Here is a 17,621-nt window from a genome sequence, read left to right on the forward strand (position 1 = left end):
CCTCCGTCCGGCAGCGTTCCCCCGCCCTCATACACTGCATACATCGCCTGCCGAAACATCGGTCAACGACCGCTGGTAGGTAGAGTGTTAATAAATTATTTTCAGTGGTTATAGTCACCACCAACACACACCACAAGGAGGTGATGTGGACAGCCGATATTTGATAGGTCATATCGTCGCGGACGGCTGGTATCTGGTGCGAATCAGCGGCAGTCATCACCCTTTCAAACACCCGACCAAGCCGGGGCTGGTGACAATTCCCCATCCTAAAAAGGACCTTTTGGACAAGACCGCAAAGAGCATTTTGAAACAGGCTCTGCTCAGCTAACACGTCCGTGGAGGACAACAGACATGCTGTACCCAATCGCAATTTCAACCGGTGACGAGGACCACGCCTGGGGTGTGGAAGTCCCGGACATTCCCGGTTGCTTCTCCGCCGGAGAGGACCTGGACGACGCCATGGCCATGGCCCGCGAAGCGATCGAAGGCCATTTCGAGATCCTCGCAGAAGACGGTGCGCCCATTCCTGCTGCGCAGAAAGTCACGCTCCATGCAGCTAATCCGCAGTACGCCGGCTGCACCTGGGCAAGGCGCAGAAACTCAACATCACGCTGCCTGGCTACCTGCTGAACCGTATTGATGAATATGTACTGCATCACCCGGAAGAAAAAAGCCGTTCGGGGTTTCTTGCCTCAGCAGCGCTGAAAGTGTTGCAACAGGATCGGTAACAGCACATAGACCCACTACGGGTTCCTACTGGAACGTCTACTCACGGTGTGAATTCCACCGCAAGAAACGTAGTTCGCCCATGGACCGGCGCATTTACAGTAGCGCCATACACCCTCAAGGAGCCCGACCATGTCCTGTGAATACACCCTCATGCCCTCTCCCGTCGGCCAACTGACCCTCGTGGCCCGTGACGGAAAACTCACCGCTATCCTTTGGGAAAAAGAGCGCCCCAACCGTGTTCGGCTCGGCGCCCTGCAAGAAGCCAACAACAGCCCGGTGTTGCAGGAAACCGAGCGGCAGTTGAAAGAATATTTCGCCGGTACCCGCAACCGTTTCGAGCTGGAACTGGACTTTGCCGGCACCGAGTTCCAGAAGAAGGTCTGGCAGGCGCTGCTGACCATTCCGTTCGGAGAAACCCGCAGCTACAGCCAGATCGCCGCACAGATCGGCAACCCCAAGGCCGTGCGTGCGGTCGGCGCGGCCAACGGGCGCAACCCGATTTCGATTGTCGCGCCGTGCCATCGGGTGATTGGTGCGTCAGGCGGGTTGACCGGGTTCGCCGGCGGGCTTGAGGCCAAGCAGTACCTGTTGGCGCTGGAGGATGGCGATGCAGCAAAAGTCGCCCTCTAATCACGCCTGAACAACAGGGCCGCGCACGAAAGCCTGGTACCCGAACAACCGTTCGAACCCCAACTTTCGATAAAGCGAGACACCCGCCGGCGTGGCCTCAAGAAAGCAGCGCCTGGCGCCCAAGGCCTGGGCGTGCACCAGTGCAGCGTGAATCAAGTGCGTGGCGTAGCCTTTACCGCGCGCCGCACTCTCAGTGCCGAGGTCGTTGAGCCTGGCCTCCCCCTCACACATCGACAACGTCAACGAACACACCACAACAGTGTTGACTGAGAGTGTGAAGTGGTAAAAGGCCTGATCGCTGTCCAGGGCCCGCTGATGCTGAGCCTGATAGTTGGCAATGCCACCCTCCGATAGCCCGAAGGCGTTGCCCACCGGCCCGGCCCAGTCTCCCAAGTGCCGGGTCAGGTTGATCTGCACGTGGCTGTCTGCCGGCAGTGGGGTAAACCTCGACAATTCAAGGACCATCGCCGTGGACCTTTCAAGCGCAACAAAACCTGAATCCGTCAGCACGGGCTGAAGGCCTTCGACCCTGTCGTCATGAATCGCCACACGTATGCCCATCGTGGTGCGACGGATCAAGTCCAGGGGCTCCAGCATGGCGTCGTCCTGCGCGACGCTGCTCACCCGGATAAATAACAGGTTCCATGGGACCTGATCTGCATCGATAAAATAGGCATTTACACCCGCGCTATAACGACGATGCAAAGGACAGACTGCCGCAAAAAAATGCGCTTCGGTCTGGTGATAGAGCGTGGCCAAGGTGCTGGCTGCAGTGGAGTGCATGAAAGCTCGTCCGGGCAAAAACCCAGTCTTCCCCTCGCCGCTTCAGCACACCGTAGGATCCCTCCGAAAAGCTCACCCAAAAAACGTACAACTTTGTTCAGATGTCCAAATGTAAAAAGAAATTTCAGAGCGCGCCTGCGGTCAGTATTTTCATCACCCACCTTTAAAGGAAAACGGTCATGAAATTCTCCGCCATCTCACAGTCCCTGTCCCGCTGGGCAGGCAGTGCCCGCACGTTCTATGCGGCCGTGGGATTGATCATTCTGTGGAGTTTGAGTGGCCCCTACTTCCACTACAACGACACCTGGCAACTGATCATCAACACCTCTACCACCATCATCACTTTCCTGATGGTGTTCCTGATCCAGAACACACAGAACCGCGACAACGACATTTTGCATATCAAGATCGACGAACTGCTGCGCGCCACCAAGGATGCGCAAAATGCCGTGCTGAGCCTCGATGGCCTTGATCGCAAGCAGCTTGAGAAATTGCGCAAGGAATACAAGACCATGGGCGACAGCGAAACCATCACCGTCACCACGCTGACGACTGAAGGTGAACAGCCCAAAACCGACCTGAACCAGGCATAAAAAAACGGCGACTGGAGTGATCCAGTCGCCGTTTTTCATGGGGTACGCCAGGTGATCAACCGTCGCCTTGATGACCTTTCCCATAAGTCGAGGCCAGCGCGCGGGCTTTCTCCAGGCGCTCTTCCAACTTCGGCAGGGTCTCGTCCACCAGGGCCTTTATTTCCGGGATATCGGACTCGGCGCCTTCCTGCTTGAACAAGGCGATCGCGTCTTCATTGGCCTTTATCTGCTGGGCGGTATAGGCGGCGTCAAAAGAGTCGCCATCCTTGAGCTCCGGCATCAGCGATTCGGCCTTGTCGACGATCTTGTCCCGAGGGGCTACCGGCAGATCGAGCTTCTTGGCGATGGCGGCCAAGTGCTGATTGGCCAGGGTGCGTTCATTGATGACTTCGATGGTGTAGTCCTTGATCTCCTGGGACGAAGTCTTGGCGTGTGCCATGCGGCTGGTCTCGATATCGGCCATGCCCTTGGCCGAAGCCTGCTCAATGAAATCGGCAGGCGACTGGGCGAAAGCATTGCTGGCGCCGAGGCCCAGCAGCATCGCGAAACTGGCGGTGCGTAACCGGATAGCCATGCGGCTCATGATGGGTTCCTCCAGGTAATAAACAGGTGCAGGGAAACGAACCCCGCCCTGAATCTGAATTTTCAGGGCGGTAAAGGTTTAGAAAAAACTTGTTAGTGCGACGAACGGTCGTATGGCCTTACCGAGGTGCAGTCCTGACGAACGGGACACAACGATGCAACGGTGACAATGTAGTATGTTGTATTACACATCACTACATCGAGGCACTTATGTCGGTAATGTCATTACGCCTACCTGAAGACATCTCCGAAACACTCGCCAGTCTCGCCAAGGCCACCGGGCGCAGCAAATCGTTCCTCGCCGTCGACGCACTACGCGAATACCTGACGCGTGAAGCATGGCAAATCGAAGAAATCCAAAAGGCGTTGAAAGAAGCCGATGCGGGTGATTTTGCAACCGCCGCCGAAGTAGACGCAGTGGCAAACAAATGGCGTACCAATGCGCGTTGAGTGGCTAAAGACGGCACTCAAAAATCTTGATGACGAAGCGGCTTACATCGCCGAGGAAAACCCCAAAGCAGCTTATGAGTTTGTTCTGGCCGTCCGGACAGGGCTTGAGCACGTTGCGGAGTTTCCGGCAATGGGGCGAGAAGGACGCGTTCCTGGTACACGTGAATGGGTGATGCCACGCTGGCCCTATCTCGTGCCCTATCGTATTCGCGAGGGACGGTTACAGGTTCTTCGAATATTTCACACACGGCGCCAACCACCGAACCATTGGTAACGCCGATCAACCCTGTATCACAACCTGCACCTGCCCATTCAACCACTGCAACGCCGGGTCCCCGCCCCGCCGCGAATGCCACGCCAGTACAAACGCAAACGATGGAATGTGAAACGGTGGTGGCACGGCCAACAGTTGCTCGTGATCAATGTTGAGCAGCCCGCGCGACGACACGGTAAGGATCAGGTCGGTGCCCTGGATCAACTGCGGCGCAACACCCCAGTGGGGCAAGCTGATAGCCACGTGCCGGCGTTCACGAATCGCCGTCAGCGCCCGTTCGATTTCCGGCGTGCCGCTGCCGCGCATTTCCAGCAATACGTGGGGCCGTGCCAGGTAAGTAGGCAGGTCGAGCACGCCGCTTTTCGGCAGGCTGTCACGATCCACCAGGCACACGTAATGCTCGTCAAATAGCGGCGTGCTGCGCAGTTCGGCCGGCATGTCGGGAAACACCCCGGCGGCCAGGTCGATATCACCATTGAGCACCCCATCCAGCATGCCCTCGCGACTGGCCTGGATAATCTGCAAATCAATCCCCGGCGCTTCCCGGCGCAAGGCACGGACCAGCCCCGGCAAAAAAATCGCCGCGCTGTAGTCCGACATGGCCACCCGAAAGGTGCGTTTGGCCGAGGCCGGATCAAAGCGATTGGGCGCCAGCAACGCCTGCACCTGGGCCAGCGCTTCCGCCAGCGGCATGGCCAGTTCCAGCGCGCGAGCGGTGGGCACCAACGCGCTGCCTTGGCGCACCAACAGCGGGTCCCCAAGCAAATCCCGCAACCGCGCCAGGGCGTGGCTCACCGCCGGCTGGCTCAAGTGCAGGCGCTCGGCGGCGCGGGTTACGTGCTGCTCGCTGAGCAAGGCGTCGAGGATCACCAGCAGGTTAAGGTCGATGCGTCGAAGATCATTCATCAGCTGCATGTTCTGTATAAGAACTTGGAATTTAAATTTGCGCGACGAATGACTTAGAGTCCAGCAAAACCTCTGGGAGATTGATCATGACAACGTTGCATTGGGTAGGTTTGTTGCTGTTGGCAGCGTTCGCCGGGGCGGTGGTGCCGTTTCAAAGTGCGATCAACGCCAACCTGGGGCGCGGCCTGGGCCATCCGTTATGGGCCACCCTCGCCTCGCTGCTGGTGAGCATCATCGTGTTGCTGCCGGTGATCCTGGCCCTGCGCCTGCCGCTGCCCAACCTTGGGTTTATCACAAGGGCGCCGCTGTGGATGTGGAGCGGCGGTGCGTTCGGGGTGTGCTTTATTTCGCTGGCGTTGATCCTGATGCCCAAGCTCGGCGCTTCAGGGTTTATCGCCCTGGCGATGGCCGGGCAAATCGTCGCCTCGTTGATGCTCGACCACTTCGGCCTGTTCGGGCTGGTGGAGCGCCAATTGACCGCGCCCCGGTTGGTCGGGGCGTTGATGTTGATCGGTGGTGTGGCACTGATTCAATTCAGCACCACACCCACCCGGTCACTGGTGACTGCGGGCTGATCAGCGCTTGTCGAGGGTGCGCAGCTTTTGCGGCAAGCCCCACAGCAACAGCGCCGCCGCCAGCAGTGCACACACGCCGATGACATACAGTGCCGGCGTAGTGCTGCCGGTCAGGTCCTTGATCCGGCCGACCATCACCGGGCTGACGATGCCGCCGAACTGGCCCAGGGTGTTGATCACCGCAATCCCGCCCGCCGCGCCTGCACCGGCACCGGCCAACAACTTCGGCGGCAAGGTCCAGAAGGTCGGAATCGAGGCAATGATCCCGGCGCCCAGCAGGCTCAGGGCGACGATCAGGAAGGTGGTGTGGTCGGCAAAGATCCCCGCACAGAAGAACCCCACCGCCCCCAGCGCCACCAGGCCGCTGACAAACTTGCGGCGCTCGCCGGTGGCGTCGGACAAGCGCCCGATCACCACCATGCTGATCGCCCCGCAGACGTAGGGAATCGCCGTCAGCAGGCCGATCATCACCGGGCTCTGGGTGCCGGCGCTGCGGATCAGTTGTGGCGCCCAGAAGTTCAGGCCGTAGGACGCCACCTGGATCAGGAAGTAGATAAAGCCGAGCATCAGGAAGCCCGGGATACGCAGTGCCGCCAGCAGCGACCCGCCGCTCTTGTGGGGTTCATGCACGGCAATGCGGCTGGCCAGCAAGGTCTTCTCCGACGGGGTCAGCCAGTGGGCGTCCTCGATGCGGTCCTTGAGCAACTTGAGCACCAGGAACCCCAGGCCCACGCAAGGCAAACCGCCGAGCAAAAACAACCAGTGCCAGCCGCGCATTTGCAGCACGCCGTCGAGGTGTTCCAGCACCAGCCCGGAGAACGGCGCCCCCACCAGCCCGGCAAACGCCGACGCCAGGAACAGCATCGAGGTGATGCGCCCACGGTAGTGCTGCGGGAACCACAGCGTCAGGTAATACAACACGCCCGGCGCGAACCCCGCCTCCATCGCACCGATGATGAAACGCAGCCCATAGAACTGCCATTCGGCCGTGACGAAGACCATGGCCGCCGTCGCCAGCCCCCACGACATCATGATGCGGGCAATCCAGCGGCGGGCGCCGACCTTGTACAGCATCATGTTGCTCGGCACTTCGAAGATCACATAGCCGACCACAAACAGCCCGGCGCCGAGGCCATAGGCGGTGTCGCTCAGGCTCAGGTCGGTCTGCAGCTGGAACTTGGCGAAGCTGATGTTGATGCGGTCAAAAAAGGCGAACAGATAGCAGACCATGATCAGCGGCATCAGGCGCCAGGCGACCTTGCTGACCAGGGCTTTTTCGGCATCGTGTTCAGCGGCCGGGCGCACGCCGGCCTCCAACGTATTAAGGCTCATTGTTTCTCTCCAGCGGACTGCTCGCAGGCGTCCGATTGTTTTTGTTGTCTGGTTGCGGCTTACAGGGTGGCGATGTAGGCCGGTGGCGGATGCAGGTCGCAATTGCGCCCGGCCTTGGCCACCTGGCCCGGCAGTTCATGGCCGAGCAACGCCGGCAATTGCCGCGACATCTGCAGCAGGTGCGGCAGGTCGATGCCAGTGTGAATCCCGACTTCTTCGCACAGGTTGACCAGGTCTTCGGTGCAGATATTGCCCGACGCGCCGGGCGCAAACGGGCAGCCGCCGAGGCCGCCCAATGCCGCATCAAAACGTCGTGCCCCCGCCTCGTAGGCGGCCAGCACATTGCACAAGCCCAGGCCGCGGGTGTTGTGGAAATGCAGGGTCAAATCTCTGGCTGGAACCCCTTCCAGCACGCGCTTGACCAAGCGCTCCACCTGACGCGGATTGGCCATGCCCGTGGTGTCCGCCAGGCTGATGCCCTGGATGCCCAGTTCGCGATAGGCGTCGACCAATTGCAGCACGCGGTCTTCGTCGATCTTGCCTTCGAACGGGCAACCGAAGGTCGTGGCGATGCTGCCGTTGAGGCGCACCGGAAAGTCAGCAGCAAAACTCACAATGTCGCCAAACGCTGCCAACGACGCTTCGCAGCGCATGCGCATATTGGCCAGGTTGTGGGTCTGGCTGGCGGACATCACCAGGTTCAACTCATCGGCCCGGGACTCGATGGCACGCTGGGCGCCCTTGAGGTTGGGGATCAGCGCCACGTAGATAACCCCGGGACGGCGGGTAATGCCCTGGAACACCTGCTCGCCATCGCGCAACGCGGGAATGGCCTTGGGCGACACGAACGAGCCGGCTTCGATCCGGGAAAACCCGGCAAGGGACAGTTGATCGATCAGGGCGATCTTGTCGACGGTCTCGACCCAGGTCGGCTCGATTTGCAGGCCGTCCCGGGGCGAGACTTCCTGCACGATCAAGGCATCTGAATAGTTTTTCATTGCACCACTCCTGACGTTTTCAGGCGTTGAATGTCTGCGCCGGTCAAGCCCAGGTCGCCGAGGATCGAGTCGGTGTGCTGGCCCAGACTCGGGCCCTGCCAGTTCACCGCGCCAGGGGTTTCCGACAGTTTGGGCACAATGCCGGGCATCTTCACGGTCAGGCCGCCGGGCAGGTCGGCGCTGAGCAGCATGTCGCGCGCCTGGTAGTGCGGGTCGGTGACGATATCGGCCACTGAATAGATGCGCCCCGCCGGAACTTCGGCGGCTTCCAGGGCGCTGAGCACCTGATCGATGGGCAGGCTGCTGGTCCAGTGAGTGATGGCCGCGTCGAGCAGGCCGCTCTTGGCGGCGCGGCCGTCGTTGTGGGCAAACTCCGGCGCCTCGGCCAGGTCGGCGCGGCCGATGGTGAGCATCAGGCGCTTGTAGATCGGGTCGCTGTTACCGGCGATCACCACGTAGGCGCCGTCGGCGGTCAGGTAGGTGTTGGACGGCGCGATGCCCGGCAAGGCGCCGCCGCTGCGTTCGCGCACATGGCCGAGCATGTCGTATTCCGGCACCAGGCTTTCCATCAGGTTGAACACGCTTTCGGCCAGGGACACGTCGACGATCTGGCCATCGCCCTGGCCGGTCTTGACCCGCAGCAGCGACATCAGCGCGCCGATCACCCCGTGCAGCGACGCCAGGGAATCACCGAGGCTCACGCCGACCCGCGCCGGTGGCGAATCCGGGTTGCCGGTGGTGTAGCGAATCCCGCCCATCGCCTCGCCGATGGCACCAAAGCCCGGGCGGTCGCGGTAAGGGCCGGTCTGGCCGTAGCCGGAGATGCGCACCAGGGTCAGCTTGGGGTTGAGGGCGTGCAACACGTCCCAGCCCAGGCCGAGTTTTTCCAGGCCACCGGGGCGCAGGTTTTCGATCAGCACGTCGGCGTCGCCCAGCAGTTGCTTGACCAGGTCCAGGCCTTCTGCGGACTTGAGGTCCAGGGCCAGGGACTTCTTGTTGCGCGATTGCAGGTACCACCACAGCGACGTGCCTTCGTGCAGCTTTCGCCATTTGCGAAGCGGATCGCCCTGGCCCATGGCTTCGATCTTGATCACCTCGGCGCCAAACTCGGCCATCAGGCGGGCGGCGAAGGGCGCGGCAATCAGGGTGCCGATCTCGATCACCTTTATACCGCTCAGGGGAGCCGTCATGGGGTGTACCTCTTGTTCTTGGAATGTGGGGCCAAGGCTAGAGGACACGGGCAGCAGAAATCCAACCGTCAGTTGGCAACGAGCGTTCGCGAAATGCGAAGGCTCGGGGATTTTGGGCGCTCTTTAAATCGCTATCGCGGGCAAGCCCGGCTCCCACAGGGGATCGATTTTTCCCCAAACATCTCGGTCAACTGTGGGAGCAGGGCTTGCCCGCGATGAGGCCTGCAGCGTTTCGCTCAGCCCTGCTCCCGACGCAAATAATCGAACAGCAACCGACTTACCGGCGACAACTGCGCCTCATCACGCACCACCAGAATCAGGCTGCGGTCCGACCACGCATCAGTCAGCGGCACCGCATGCAACCCCAACGCCCGACCAAACAGCTCGTAAGCCTTTTGCGGCAGGATACCAATGCCCATGTTGGCCTGGACCATCCGGCACATCGCGTCAAAGCCCGGCACGTGGATCCGCAGGCGCAGCACCTTGCCCGCCTCCCGCGCGGCTGCGTGGGTACGCATGTTGATCGAACTGGCGGAATGCAGGCCCACGTAGTCGCTGTCCAGGGTCTCGACGAAAGCCACTGCCTTGCGCGCCGCCAACGGGTGATCCGCCGGCATCAGCACCACCAGTTTGTCCCGCCGATAGGTCACGCCCGGCAGGCCTTTGGTATCGGTGTCGCTGGAACAGATGCCCAAGTCCGCGACACCGTCGAGCACGCCCTGCACCACGCCATTGCTGGGCCGCTCTTCCAGGTCGGCTTTCACCTGTGGGTGCAGCGCGGAAAAGTCGCGCAAGTCTTCAGGCAGGAACTGAATGATCGCCGAGAGATTCGCCAGCATCCGCACATAACCACGCACGCCATGGCTGTGTTCGCCCAGCTCCAGGCCCATCTTCTCGACGTTGAACAGCATCTGCCGCGCATGGTGCAGCAAGGTCTCGCCGGCAGCCGTCAGCTGCATACCCTTGGCCTGGCGCACAAACAGGCTCACGCCCAGCACCTGTTCCAGCTCCATCAAGCGCTTGCTGGCCGCCGAGACGGCGATGGCTTCACGGGCGGCGGCGCGGGTCAGCGTGCCTTCTTCATGCACCGCCACAAACAGTTGCAGGGTGATCAGGTCCAGGCGGCGAACCAGGCTTTTGTGCAGCATCTAGGCGCGCTCGGTGGCCAGGCGATTGATGTCGGCCTGCTCCACCACCGGCAGAGGTGCGCCGTGACGGACAGCCGAGAGCATCGCCCGGCCGACGGTTTCCGTGCTCACCACCCAGGCCGGCCGCACATGGCGCAGCAACGACAACAGCGGGCCGGTGACAGTGTAGAGGGATTGGTAGAGCGGGGTTTTCGAACGCACACCGTGCAGCGGCTGAATCACCCCGGGACGGAACAGGTACACCGCCTTGAACGGCAGGCGCAGCAAGGCGTTCTCGGTCTTGCCCTTGATCCGCGCCCACATGGTTTTACCGGTTTCGCTGCTGTCGGTACCGGCGCCGGACACGTAGATAAAGGTCATCTGCGGATTGAGCCGGGCCAGGGTGCTGGCGGCCACCAGGGTCAGGTCGTAGCTCAAGTGAGTGTACTTGGCCTCATCCATACCCACCGAGGACACGCCCAGGCAAAAGAAGCAGGCATCGAAGCCTTGCAGCAGATGCTCAAGGGGCTGGAAGTCGAACATGTCGGCATGCAGCACCTGGTGCAACTTGCCGTGTTCCTGGGTCAGCGCGGTCCGGCCGACGGCCACCACTTCCTGCACGTCACTGGCCAGCAGGCACTCGCGCAACACGCCCTGGCCGACCATGCCGGTGGCGCCGAATAATAGAACTCTCATAAGGTTGGTTCCTAAGCGACAAGCGGTTAGCTTCAGGCGGCTAGTTAGAGACAAACACACTAGCAGCTTGTAGCTTGCGGCTTGCAGCTTACTGCTCAACAGGATCTTTTGCCCCTTGAAAAGCACCACCACCCTCGCCATCGCCTGCAGCGCGGCCTTTCTGTCCCAGGTTGGCATCAGCAGTTACCTACCCGCCGTACCGGCGATTGCCCACGTATTGCCTGCCGCCGAAGACCAGGTGGCGCTGGCCCTGGCGGTGTATTTGATCGGCATGGCGCTGCCGATGCTGCTCTGGGGCAGCCTCGGTGAGCGGGTTGGCAGAAAGCCGGTGCTGCTGGCGGCGTTGGCGCTGTATGCCCTGGCCAGTGCGGCGATTCCGTCCGCCTACAACCTCGAATCCTTTCTTGGCCTGCGGCTGGTTCAAGGCCTCGGCGCGGGCGGTGTATCGGTGATGGCGCGGGTGCTGGTTCGCGACAGTTTCAGCGGTGCGCTGTTGGCCAAGGGGCTGTCGTGGCTGGGCATGACGTTCGTGATCGCGTTGGGCATCGGGCAGTTTGTGGGCTCGCTGTTGCAGGTGGCATTTGGCTGGGAAGCGATCTTTTATGGGCTGGCGATGGCGGCTGCCGGCTTGATGATTGCGCTGCAACGGGTGGTGTTTCCGACACTGGAAAAAGCCGCCGGGCACGTCTCGGCCTGGCGCATCTACGGCACGATCCTGCGCCATCCGGCGTTCCTGCGTCCTGCATTGGCGGGCGGTTTGGGCTACGGGGTGATCATCGCCTTCAACACCTGCGCCCCCTTGATCTTGCAGGGCCATTTCCAGTGGAGCGCGGCGCAATATGGCTGGCTCGGCTGGCCGATCAGCGGGGCGTATCTGGCGGGGGCGTTGATGGTCAATCGCCTGGTCGCCCGCACCGGGCGCCTGTCGATGATGAGTTGGGGCGTGGTGTTGGTGATGTCCGGCAGCGCAACGATGTTGCTGGGCAGCCTGTTTGCCAATGGCCTGGCGATTCTATTGTGGTTGCCTTACTGCCTGGCGGTGTTCGGGCAGTCGATGAGTTATCCCATCAGCCTGTCGCTGGCCAATGATGAGTCGCCGGTGAGCGGCTCCTACGCCATGGCCTTGAGCGGCTTTATGCATCAGTTGATGGCCGCGGTGATCGGTGGTGTGGCCAGCCTGCTGGCGAGTCAGCAGGCCTGGCCGTTGGCGGTGTTGTGCGGGGTGCTGGCGGGCGGCGCACTGCTGAACGTCGCCCTGATCAGAGCCGATCAAAACGCGCTGCGAAAGATCTCCTCAATCTGACGCTGATCCGCCCGCCGTGGATTGGTCAGGCCGCAGGCATCCTTCAGTGCGTTGCTCGCCAGCAGCGGGATGTCCTGCAACTTGGCGCCCAACTCCCGCAGCCCGGCAGGAATTTCCACATCCTGGGACAGGCTGCGAATCGCCGCAATGGCCGCCTGGGCGCCCTCTTCCGCCGACGTACCCTTGATGTCGGCACCCAACGCGCGGGCCACATGGCTGAGGCGTTCGGCGCTGACGCTGGCGTTGAAGCTTTGCACGTGGGGCAACAGCACCGCATTGCACACGCCGTGTGGCAAGTCATACAGGCCGCCCAACTGGTGAGCCATGGCGTGCACGAACCCCAGGGATGCATTGTTGAAGGCCATGCCGGCGAGGAACTGCGCGTAGGCCATATTCTCCCGGGCGGCCATGTCTTTACCGTCGCGCACTGCAATGCGCAGGTTGGCGCTGATCAGCTCGATGGCCTTGATCGCGCACGCATCGGTGATCGGGTTGGCGGCCGTGGAGACGTAGGCTTCGATTGCGTGGGTGAGCGCGTCCATGCCAGTGGCGGCGGTCAGGCCCTTGGGCATGCCGACCATCAGCGCCGGGTCGTTGACCGACAGCAGCGGCGTGACATTGCGGTCGACGATGGCCATTTTCACGTGGCGGGTTTCGTCGGTGATGATGCAGAAGCGGGTCATTTCGCTGGCGGTGCCGGCGGTGGTGTTGATGGCCACCAGCGGCAGTTGCGGCTTGGCCGACTGGTCGACGCCTTCGTAATCCCCAATGTGCCCACCGTTGGTCGCACACAGGGCAATGCCCTTGGCGCAGTCATGGGGCGAACCGCCACCCAGCGACACCACGAAATCACAGGCGCTCTGTTTCAGCAGGGCCAGGCCTTTTTCAACGTTCTCGACATTCGGGTTGGGCTTGGCGCCGTCATAGATCACCGAGTCGATGTCCTGCATCGCGAGTTTTTCGGCGATCATGCTGGCAACACCTGCCTTGGCCATCCCGGCGTCGGTAACGATCAGCGCCTTGCGGAAACCGTAGTTGCGAATGGCGGTCATGGCTTCGTCGAGGCAGTCGATGCCCATGATGTTGACGGCGGGAATGAAGAAGGTGCTGCTCATGGTGGCTAATCCTTTAAAGTCGTTATGCCTACAGCATCGACCTCGATTGCCTGCGGCATCTTGACCAGGATCAACGCCCGCTCGTGATAAAGTCACCGCCCAGCCGATTTTGAGTAGACCCGCCGCAATGAAGGATTCCCAGGATTTTGATGCCCACCTAGAAGACTGGAACGCCTTGCGCAGCAGTACCGCCTTCAGCGGGATCCTGATCGGCAACGGCGCCAGCCGCGCAGTGTGGGAAGACTTTGCCTACGACTCACTGTTCGAAAACGCCCGCACCGTGGAAGAAAAACCCCTGAGCCAGTCTGAACTCAGCGTGTTTGACGCGATGCAGACCCGCAGCTTCGAACAGGTGCTGGGGGCGCTGAAGACCACCAGCCGGGTCAACAAGGCCCTGGCGGTCAGCTCGGCGGCGCCGCGTAATCGGTACTACGCGATCAAGGAAGCGCTGATCAACACGATCCACAGCGTGCACATCCCGTGGCGCCTGGTGAAGCCTTCGACGCTGGCGACGATTCATCAGGAATTGGCGAGTTACCCGACGGTGTTTACCAGCAATTACGACTTGCTCAACTACTGGGCGATCCTGCAGGCGCCGGGCATCGATGATCTGTTTCGCAGTGCCGATGCGAGCTTTGACCTGCGCAATACCGTGACCGACACCACACGCGTTCTGTACCTGCACGGCGGCCTGCATCTGGTGCGTAACCTTGACGGTACGGCGCGTAAATTGCCGACCACTGACAGCACGTTGCTCAGCAGTTTTGCGATCAACAATACGATCAAGACGCTGGATGATGTGCCGTTGTTTGTCAGTGAGGGGAAGGTTGAGGAGAAGCTGAAGACGATTCGCAGTTCTGACTATTTGTCGTTCTGTTATGAGCAGTTGTTGAGCCATGAGGGTGGGCTTTGCATTTTCGGGCATCACCTCGGCGCGCAGGATGTGCATCTTGTGCAGGCGATTCGGCAGGCGAACGTCAGCACTTTGGCGATTTCGGTGTTTGGTCGTAGTGCGGGGTTTATCCAGCAGCAGAAGCGGCGTTTTGCGGAGCTGTTTGAGGGGATGGATGTGGAGTTGCGGTTTTTTGATGCGCGTAGTCATGCGCTTGGCACGCCGGGGCTTTCGGTGCCGGTGGAGCGGTGATGGGGGGTGGGGGTTGTGTACATATCCGTTATTTAGGTAACGGCTACTTAGGGTTTCGCTCTTACAGCGACTCACTTTGGAAAAGCCCCAAAGTAAGCAAAGGGCTCTGCCCCGCCTGTCGGCACCTCGCCTAGGCTCGGTGTTCCCTCACTCCGGCATTGCTCCGCGGGCCGCCGCGACGGGGCGTCCCTGCCCCGTCGCGGCTAAACCGGCGTCCTGCCGGTTTACCCGCTCCTCAATCCCTGCGTTCGGCCTCGGGCTTATTGGGGCAGTCAGAGCCAGATCAAGATCAAAAGCAAGAGCACAGCGGCCTACAGGCCGGCTTGAGTGGTAGAAGCCAGATCAAAAGCCAAAGCGAAAACAGAGCTGCTTTCTGTGGGAGCTGGCTTGCCTGCGATGCAGACACCTCGGTTTTTCAGATGCACCGAGGCGAGGCCATCGCAGGCAAGCCAGCTCCCACATTTGGACCGTGCCCGCTTTTGATTTTGATTTTGCCTTTGCTTCACACCACTCAAGCCGGCCTGTAGGCCGCTGTGCTCTTGATCTGCTTTTGATCTTGATCTTGGGCGCCCCGTTAAACCACGCTGGCCGAACGCAGGCTTTGGAGCGTGGGTAACCCGGCAGGACGCCGGGTTAGCCGCGCTGGGCCAAGGATGGCCCATCGCGGCGGCCCACGCTCCAAAGCCGGAGAGAGGGCACACCGAGCCTAGGCGAGGTGCCGAGTGGTGGGGCAAGAGCCTTTTGGTTACTTTTGGGCTCCTTTCAAAAGTGACCCGCTGTAAGAGCGGAACCCATCGAAGCCATCACCCAAATAACGGATATGTACCCAAACCCAAAATCACTCGTCGCTGCTGTGCACCACCACCAAAAGCTGCGCCTGAACCTCCCCCACCGACCGAATCCGGTGAGGTTTCTGCGCATTGAAATGCAGCGCATCCCCACGGTTCAACACCACCCGCTCGCTCATGAAATCCACCTCCACCTGGCCTTCATGCACAAACAAAAACTCTTCCCCCAAATGCTCCTTGAAAGTCTTGTCAGTGAACTCCGCCGGCGGATAAATGATGAACGGCAGCAGGCTGCGCTCACTGACCTGATGGGCCAGCACCGCATACCCCGGTGACGCATCGGTGCCCGACAAGGCCTGCCGCTCATGGCTGCGCACCAGGCTGTAGCTGTCCAGGCTGACGTTGTCTTCGCTGAACAGCTCTTCGACCTTCACGTTCAACGCCTTGGCCAGTTTCAGCGCCGCCGCAATCGACGGCGTATTCAGCCCGCGCTCGACTTTCGACAGGTAACTCTTGGTCATCCCGGATTTTTCCGCGAGCGACTCCAGGGTCACGCCAAGTTTTTTTCTCAGTATTTTCAAACGGATAGACATGTGCAGCGGTTAATCCATTAAAGAGGCGATGATGAATGCTTGCCAATGACACTTTGTGTCATATAGTCTCTTTCGTGTCATTTGCGGCGAACAAGGACACTGATATGGCCAAGACATTAGCACTCCCGAAAGACCAACTGGTCAAGCAAGCACTGACCCAGATGCAAAGCACCCTGGCGGATAATACGTGGACCGACCGGCAAAAGCTGGCGCTCACCTGCCGGATCCTGTTCGAAAACGGCCACGACTCCGGCCTCGCCGGGCAGATCACCGCACGCGGCCCGACACCGGGCACTTATTACACCCAGCAACTGGGCCTGGGTTTCGATGAGATCACCGCCAGCAACCTGTTGCTGGTCAACGAAGACCTGGAGGTGTTGGAAGGCCATGGCATGCCCAACCCGGCCAACCGTTTTCACAGCTGGGTGTACCGCGGTCGCCCGGACGTGAACTGCATCATCCACACTCACCCGACTCACATCGCTGCATTGTCGATGCTCGAAGTGCCGCTGCAGGTGTCCCACATGGACCTGTGCCCGCTGTACGAAGACTGCGCCTTCCTCGAAGCCTGGCCCGGTGTGCCGGTGGGCAACGAAGAAGGCGAAATTATCACCGCCGCCCTGGGCGACAAGCGCGCCATCCTGCTGTCCCACCACGGTCAATTGTCCACCGGGGCGAGCATCGAGGAAGCCTGTGTCATCGCGCAGTTGATTGAGCGCGCGGCGAAATTGCAGCTGCTGGCGATGGCCGCCGGCACGATCAAGCCGATCCTGCCGGAACTGGGCCGCGAAGCCCATGACTGGATTTCCAAGCCCAAGCGCCATGGCGCCGCGTTCAACTACTACGCTCGGCAGAACCTGCGTCAACACGCCGATTGCCTGAACTGAACCCCTTTTTCGACCGGAGACTTTTCCATGTCCAGCCCTTCTATTCACGGCATTATCGGCTACACCATCACCCCGTTCAGTGCAGACGGCCAGCACCTTGACCTGAACGCCCTCGGGCGCTCCATCGACCGCTTGATCGACAGCGGCGTGCACGCCATCGCACCGTTGGGCAGCACCGGCGAAGGCGCCTACCTCAGCGATGCGGAGTGGGACGACGTCGCCGCCTACAGCCTCCAGAAGGTCGGCAAGCGCGTGCCGACCATCGTCAGCGTCTCCGACCTGACCACCGCCAAGGCCGTGCGCCGCGCGCGGTTTGCCGAAAGCCACGGTGCGGACGTGGTGATGGTATTGCCAGCCTCGTACTGGAAGCTCAGCGAGGCGGAAATCCTCGCCCACTATGCGGCCATCGGTGACAGCATCAGCGTGCCGATCATGCTCTACAACAACCCGGCCACCAGCGGTACAGACCTGTCGGTGGACTTGATCCTGCGCATCGTCGAAAGCGTCGACAACGTGACCATGGTCAAGGAGAGCACCGGGGATATTCAGCGCATGCACCAGCTGTATCGGCGCAGCGAGGGCCAGTTGCCGTTCTACAACGGCTGCAATCCGCTGGCACTGGAAGCGTTTGCGGCGGGCGCGAAGGGTTGGTGCACGGCAGCGCCAAACCTGATTCCACAGCTCAATCTGGATCTGTATGGAGCCGTTTTGGCCAATGACCTGAAGAAAGCGCGGGAGCTGTTTTATCGCCAGTTGCCGTTGCTGGACTTCATCCTCAAAGGCGGCTTGCCGGCGACGATCAAGGCCGGTTTGCGGCTCACGGGGCTGGAGTGCGGGGACCCACGCTTGCCGGTGTTCCCGCTGGGTGAGGCTGGCCGGGTTCAGCTTCAAGAGCTACTGACCACATTGCGGTGAACCCCCTGTAG

General features: G+C 60.9%; 20 protein-coding genes and 1 pseudogene. 11 read left to right on the forward strand and 10 right to left on the reverse strand.

Features of this window, described 5'->3' with window-relative positions:
- Positions 1-145: 145 nt before the first annotated feature.
- The 3 genes and pseudogenes from JFV30_RS00380 (at position 146) to JFV30_RS00390 (ending at position 1,359) form a co-directional block, all read left to right on the forward strand.
- Positions 146-328 carry a type II toxin-antitoxin system HicA family toxin gene (locus JFV30_RS00380; RefSeq protein WP_201121492.1) on the forward strand — a complete coding sequence of 61 codons (183 nt, stop codon included), beginning with the start codon at positions 146-148 and terminating at the stop codon, positions 326-328.
- Between the two features lie 23 nt (positions 329-351).
- Positions 352-728 (forward strand): annotated as a pseudogene (locus JFV30_RS00385) (type II toxin-antitoxin system HicB family antitoxin).
- Positions 729-858: 130 nt separating this feature from the next.
- Positions 859-1,359 carry a methylated-DNA--[protein]-cysteine S-methyltransferase gene (locus JFV30_RS00390; protein WP_201121493.1) on the forward strand — a complete coding sequence of 167 codons (501 nt, stop codon included), beginning with the start codon at positions 859-861 and terminating at the stop codon, positions 1,357-1,359.
- Here the strand turns inward: JFV30_RS00390 and JFV30_RS00395 are convergent, their stop codons facing one another.
- On the reverse strand, positions 1,360-2,118 hold the full coding sequence (locus JFV30_RS00395) for a GNAT family N-acetyltransferase (RefSeq protein ID WP_342215019.1): 759 nt from the start codon (positions 2,116-2,118) through the stop codon (positions 1,360-1,362).
- Between the two features lie 203 nt (positions 2,119-2,321).
- Here JFV30_RS00395 and JFV30_RS00400 point away from each other — a divergent pair, with 203 nt between their 5' ends.
- Complete coding sequence (locus JFV30_RS00400; protein ID WP_201121495.1) at positions 2,322-2,735, forward strand: low affinity iron permease family protein; 414 nt, start codon at positions 2,322-2,324, stop codon at positions 2,733-2,735.
- A 55-nt stretch (positions 2,736-2,790) separates the two neighbouring features.
- Here JFV30_RS00400 and JFV30_RS00405 read toward each other — a convergent pair whose 3' ends face one another.
- Positions 2,791-3,318, reverse strand: coding sequence for a DUF4142 domain-containing protein (locus JFV30_RS00405; protein ID WP_003212082.1), 528 nt, complete (start codon positions 3,316-3,318; stop codon positions 2,791-2,793).
- A gap of 209 nt (positions 3,319-3,527) precedes the next feature.
- On the opposite strand from JFV30_RS00405, the gene JFV30_RS00410 reads away from it, so the two are divergent.
- Both JFV30_RS00410 and JFV30_RS00415 read left to right on the forward strand, forming a co-directional pair.
- Complete coding sequence (locus JFV30_RS00410; RefSeq protein ID WP_010176623.1) at positions 3,528-3,767, forward strand: CopG family ribbon-helix-helix protein; 240 nt, start codon at positions 3,528-3,530, stop codon at positions 3,765-3,767.
- Positions 3,757-4,041 carry a type II toxin-antitoxin system RelE/ParE family toxin gene (locus tag JFV30_RS00415; RefSeq protein WP_201121496.1) on the forward strand — a complete coding sequence of 95 codons (285 nt, stop codon included), beginning with the start codon at positions 3,757-3,759 and terminating at the stop codon, positions 4,039-4,041. Before JFV30_RS00410 ends, JFV30_RS00415 begins: the two co-directional genes overlap by 11 nt.
- A 6-nt stretch (positions 4,042-4,047) precedes the next feature.
- On the opposite strand, the gene JFV30_RS00420 is transcribed toward JFV30_RS00415, so the two are convergent.
- Positions 4,048-4,956, reverse strand: a complete 909-nt coding sequence (locus tag JFV30_RS00420; protein WP_242487000.1) for a LysR family transcriptional regulator — start codon at positions 4,954-4,956, stop codon at positions 4,048-4,050.
- A 77-nt stretch (positions 4,957-5,033) separates the two neighbouring features.
- On the opposite strand from JFV30_RS00420, the gene JFV30_RS00425 reads away from it, so the two are divergent.
- Positions 5,034-5,522, forward strand: a complete 489-nt coding sequence (locus JFV30_RS00425) for a DMT family transporter (RefSeq protein WP_201121498.1) — start codon at positions 5,034-5,036, stop codon at positions 5,520-5,522.
- On the opposite strand, the gene JFV30_RS00430 is transcribed toward JFV30_RS00425, so the two are convergent.
- From JFV30_RS00430 to JFV30_RS00450, 5 genes are all read right to left on the reverse strand, one after another.
- Positions 5,523-6,854 carry an MFS transporter gene (locus JFV30_RS00430; RefSeq protein WP_010176627.1) on the reverse strand — a complete coding sequence of 444 codons (1,332 nt, stop codon included), beginning with the start codon at positions 6,852-6,854 and terminating at the stop codon, positions 5,523-5,525. It lies immediately after the preceding gene.
- 59 nt (positions 6,855-6,913) lie between these two features.
- Complete coding sequence (locus JFV30_RS00435) at positions 6,914-7,852, reverse strand: hydroxymethylglutaryl-CoA lyase (protein ID WP_201121499.1); 939 nt, start codon at positions 7,850-7,852, stop codon at positions 6,914-6,916.
- The gene (locus tag JFV30_RS00440; RefSeq protein ID WP_201121500.1) at positions 7,849-9,042 is read right to left on the reverse strand and encodes a CaiB/BaiF CoA transferase family protein; all 1,194 of its coding nucleotides are present in this window, start codon (positions 9,040-9,042) and stop codon (positions 7,849-7,851) included. The genes JFV30_RS00435 and JFV30_RS00440 overlap by 4 nt, the downstream gene beginning before the upstream one ends.
- Before the next feature lie 236 nt (positions 9,043-9,278).
- Entirely contained in the window at positions 9,279-10,190 is a 912-nt protein-coding gene (locus JFV30_RS00445; RefSeq protein WP_201121501.1) for a LysR substrate-binding domain-containing protein, read from the reverse strand.
- Positions 10,191-10,865 carry an NAD(P)H-binding protein gene (locus JFV30_RS00450; RefSeq protein WP_169387289.1) on the reverse strand — a complete coding sequence of 225 codons (675 nt, stop codon included), beginning with the start codon at positions 10,863-10,865 and terminating at the stop codon, positions 10,191-10,193. It lies immediately after the preceding gene.
- 115 nt (positions 10,866-10,980) lie between these two features.
- Between JFV30_RS00450 and JFV30_RS00455 the strand changes: the two genes are divergently transcribed.
- Positions 10,981-12,168: an MFS transporter gene (locus tag JFV30_RS00455; protein ID WP_201121502.1), complete on the forward strand. Its 1,188-nt coding sequence runs from the start codon at positions 10,981-10,983 to the stop codon at positions 12,166-12,168.
- Here the strand turns inward: JFV30_RS00455 and yiaY are convergent.
- Positions 12,135-13,283 (reverse strand): L-threonine dehydrogenase, encoded by a 1,149-nt coding sequence (yiaY, locus tag JFV30_RS00460; RefSeq protein ID WP_010176633.1) that lies wholly within the window; start codon positions 13,281-13,283, stop codon positions 12,135-12,137. The two genes, JFV30_RS00455 and yiaY, sit on opposite strands and share 34 nt — an antisense overlap.
- Positions 13,284-13,410: 127 nt before the next feature.
- On the opposite strand from yiaY, the gene JFV30_RS00465 reads away from it, so the two are divergent.
- A complete protein-coding gene (locus JFV30_RS00465) occupies positions 13,411-14,427 on the forward strand; it encodes a DUF4917 family protein (protein ID WP_201121503.1) in 1,017 nt (338 codons plus the stop codon).
- A gap of 838 nt (positions 14,428-15,265) precedes the next feature.
- Here JFV30_RS00465 and JFV30_RS00470 read toward each other — a convergent pair.
- On the reverse strand, positions 15,266-15,808 hold the full coding sequence (locus tag JFV30_RS00470; protein WP_010176635.1) for a helix-turn-helix domain-containing protein: 543 nt from the start codon (positions 15,806-15,808) through the stop codon (positions 15,266-15,268).
- A gap of 104 nt (positions 15,809-15,912) precedes the next feature.
- Between JFV30_RS00470 and JFV30_RS00475 the strand changes: the two genes are divergently transcribed.
- On the forward strand, positions 15,913-16,695 hold the full coding sequence (locus tag JFV30_RS00475; RefSeq protein WP_010176636.1) for an aldolase: 783 nt from the start codon (positions 15,913-15,915) through the stop codon (positions 16,693-16,695).
- Between the two features lie 27 nt (positions 16,696-16,722).
- Positions 16,723-17,610, forward strand: a complete 888-nt coding sequence (locus tag JFV30_RS00480; RefSeq protein WP_201121504.1) for a dihydrodipicolinate synthase family protein — start codon at positions 16,723-16,725, stop codon at positions 17,608-17,610.
- Positions 17,611-17,621 lie beyond the last annotated feature (11 nt).

This window comes from Pseudomonas sp. TH32 (genome assembly GCF_016650855.1).
In the GTDB taxonomy this organism is placed as follows: domain Bacteria; phylum Pseudomonadota; class Gammaproteobacteria; order Pseudomonadales; family Pseudomonadaceae; genus Aquipseudomonas.

Bases quoted from the DNA above. Each gene is read 5' to 3' on its own strand.
- JFV30_RS00470 (WP_010176635.1), bottom strand. From the start codon at position 15,808: ATGTCTATCCGTTTGAAAATACTGAGAAAAAAACTTGGCGTGACCCTG.
- JFV30_RS00410 (WP_010176623.1), top strand. From the start codon at position 3,528: ATGTCGGTAATGTCATTACGCCTACCTGAAGACATCTCCGAAACACTC.
- JFV30_RS00475 (WP_010176636.1), top strand. From the start codon at position 15,913: ATGGCCAAGACATTAGCACTCCCGAAAGACCAACTGGTCAAGCAAGCA.
- JFV30_RS00465 (WP_201121503.1), top strand. From the start codon at position 13,411: ATGAAGGATTCCCAGGATTTTGATGCCCACCTAGAAGACTGGAACGCC.
- JFV30_RS00400 (WP_201121495.1), top strand. From the start codon at position 2,322: ATGAAATTCTCCGCCATCTCACAGTCCCTGTCCCGCTGGGCAGGCAGT.
- JFV30_RS00425 (WP_201121498.1), top strand. From the start codon at position 5,034: ATGACAACGTTGCATTGGGTAGGTTTGTTGCTGTTGGCAGCGTTCGCC.
- JFV30_RS00415 (WP_201121496.1), top strand. From the start codon at position 3,757: ATGCGCGTTGAGTGGCTAAAGACGGCACTCAAAAATCTTGATGACGAA.
- JFV30_RS00445 (WP_201121501.1), bottom strand. From the start codon at position 10,190: ATGCTGCACAAAAGCCTGGTTCGCCGCCTGGACCTGATCACCCTGCAA.
- JFV30_RS00450 (WP_169387289.1), bottom strand. From the start codon at position 10,865: ATGAGAGTTCTATTATTCGGCGCCACCGGCATGGTCGGCCAGGGCGTG.
- JFV30_RS00405 (WP_003212082.1), bottom strand. From the start codon at position 3,318: ATGAGCCGCATGGCTATCCGGTTACGCACCGCCAGTTTCGCGATGCTG.
- JFV30_RS00420 (WP_242487000.1), bottom strand. From the start codon at position 4,956: ATGCAGCTGATGAATGATCTTCGACGCATCGACCTTAACCTGCTGGTG.
- yiaY (WP_010176633.1), bottom strand. From the start codon at position 13,283: ATGAGCAGCACCTTCTTCATTCCCGCCGTCAACATCATGGGCATCGAC.
- JFV30_RS00440 (WP_201121500.1), bottom strand. From the start codon at position 9,042: ATGACGGCTCCCCTGAGCGGTATAAAGGTGATCGAGATCGGCACCCTG.
- JFV30_RS00435 (WP_201121499.1), bottom strand. From the start codon at position 7,852: ATGAAAAACTATTCAGATGCCTTGATCGTGCAGGAAGTCTCGCCCCGG.
- JFV30_RS00480 (WP_201121504.1), top strand. From the start codon at position 16,723: ATGTCCAGCCCTTCTATTCACGGCATTATCGGCTACACCATCACCCCG.
- JFV30_RS00390 (WP_201121493.1), top strand. From the start codon at position 859: ATGTCCTGTGAATACACCCTCATGCCCTCTCCCGTCGGCCAACTGACC.
- JFV30_RS00430 (WP_010176627.1), bottom strand. From the start codon at position 6,854: ATGAGCCTTAATACGTTGGAGGCCGGCGTGCGCCCGGCCGCTGAACAC.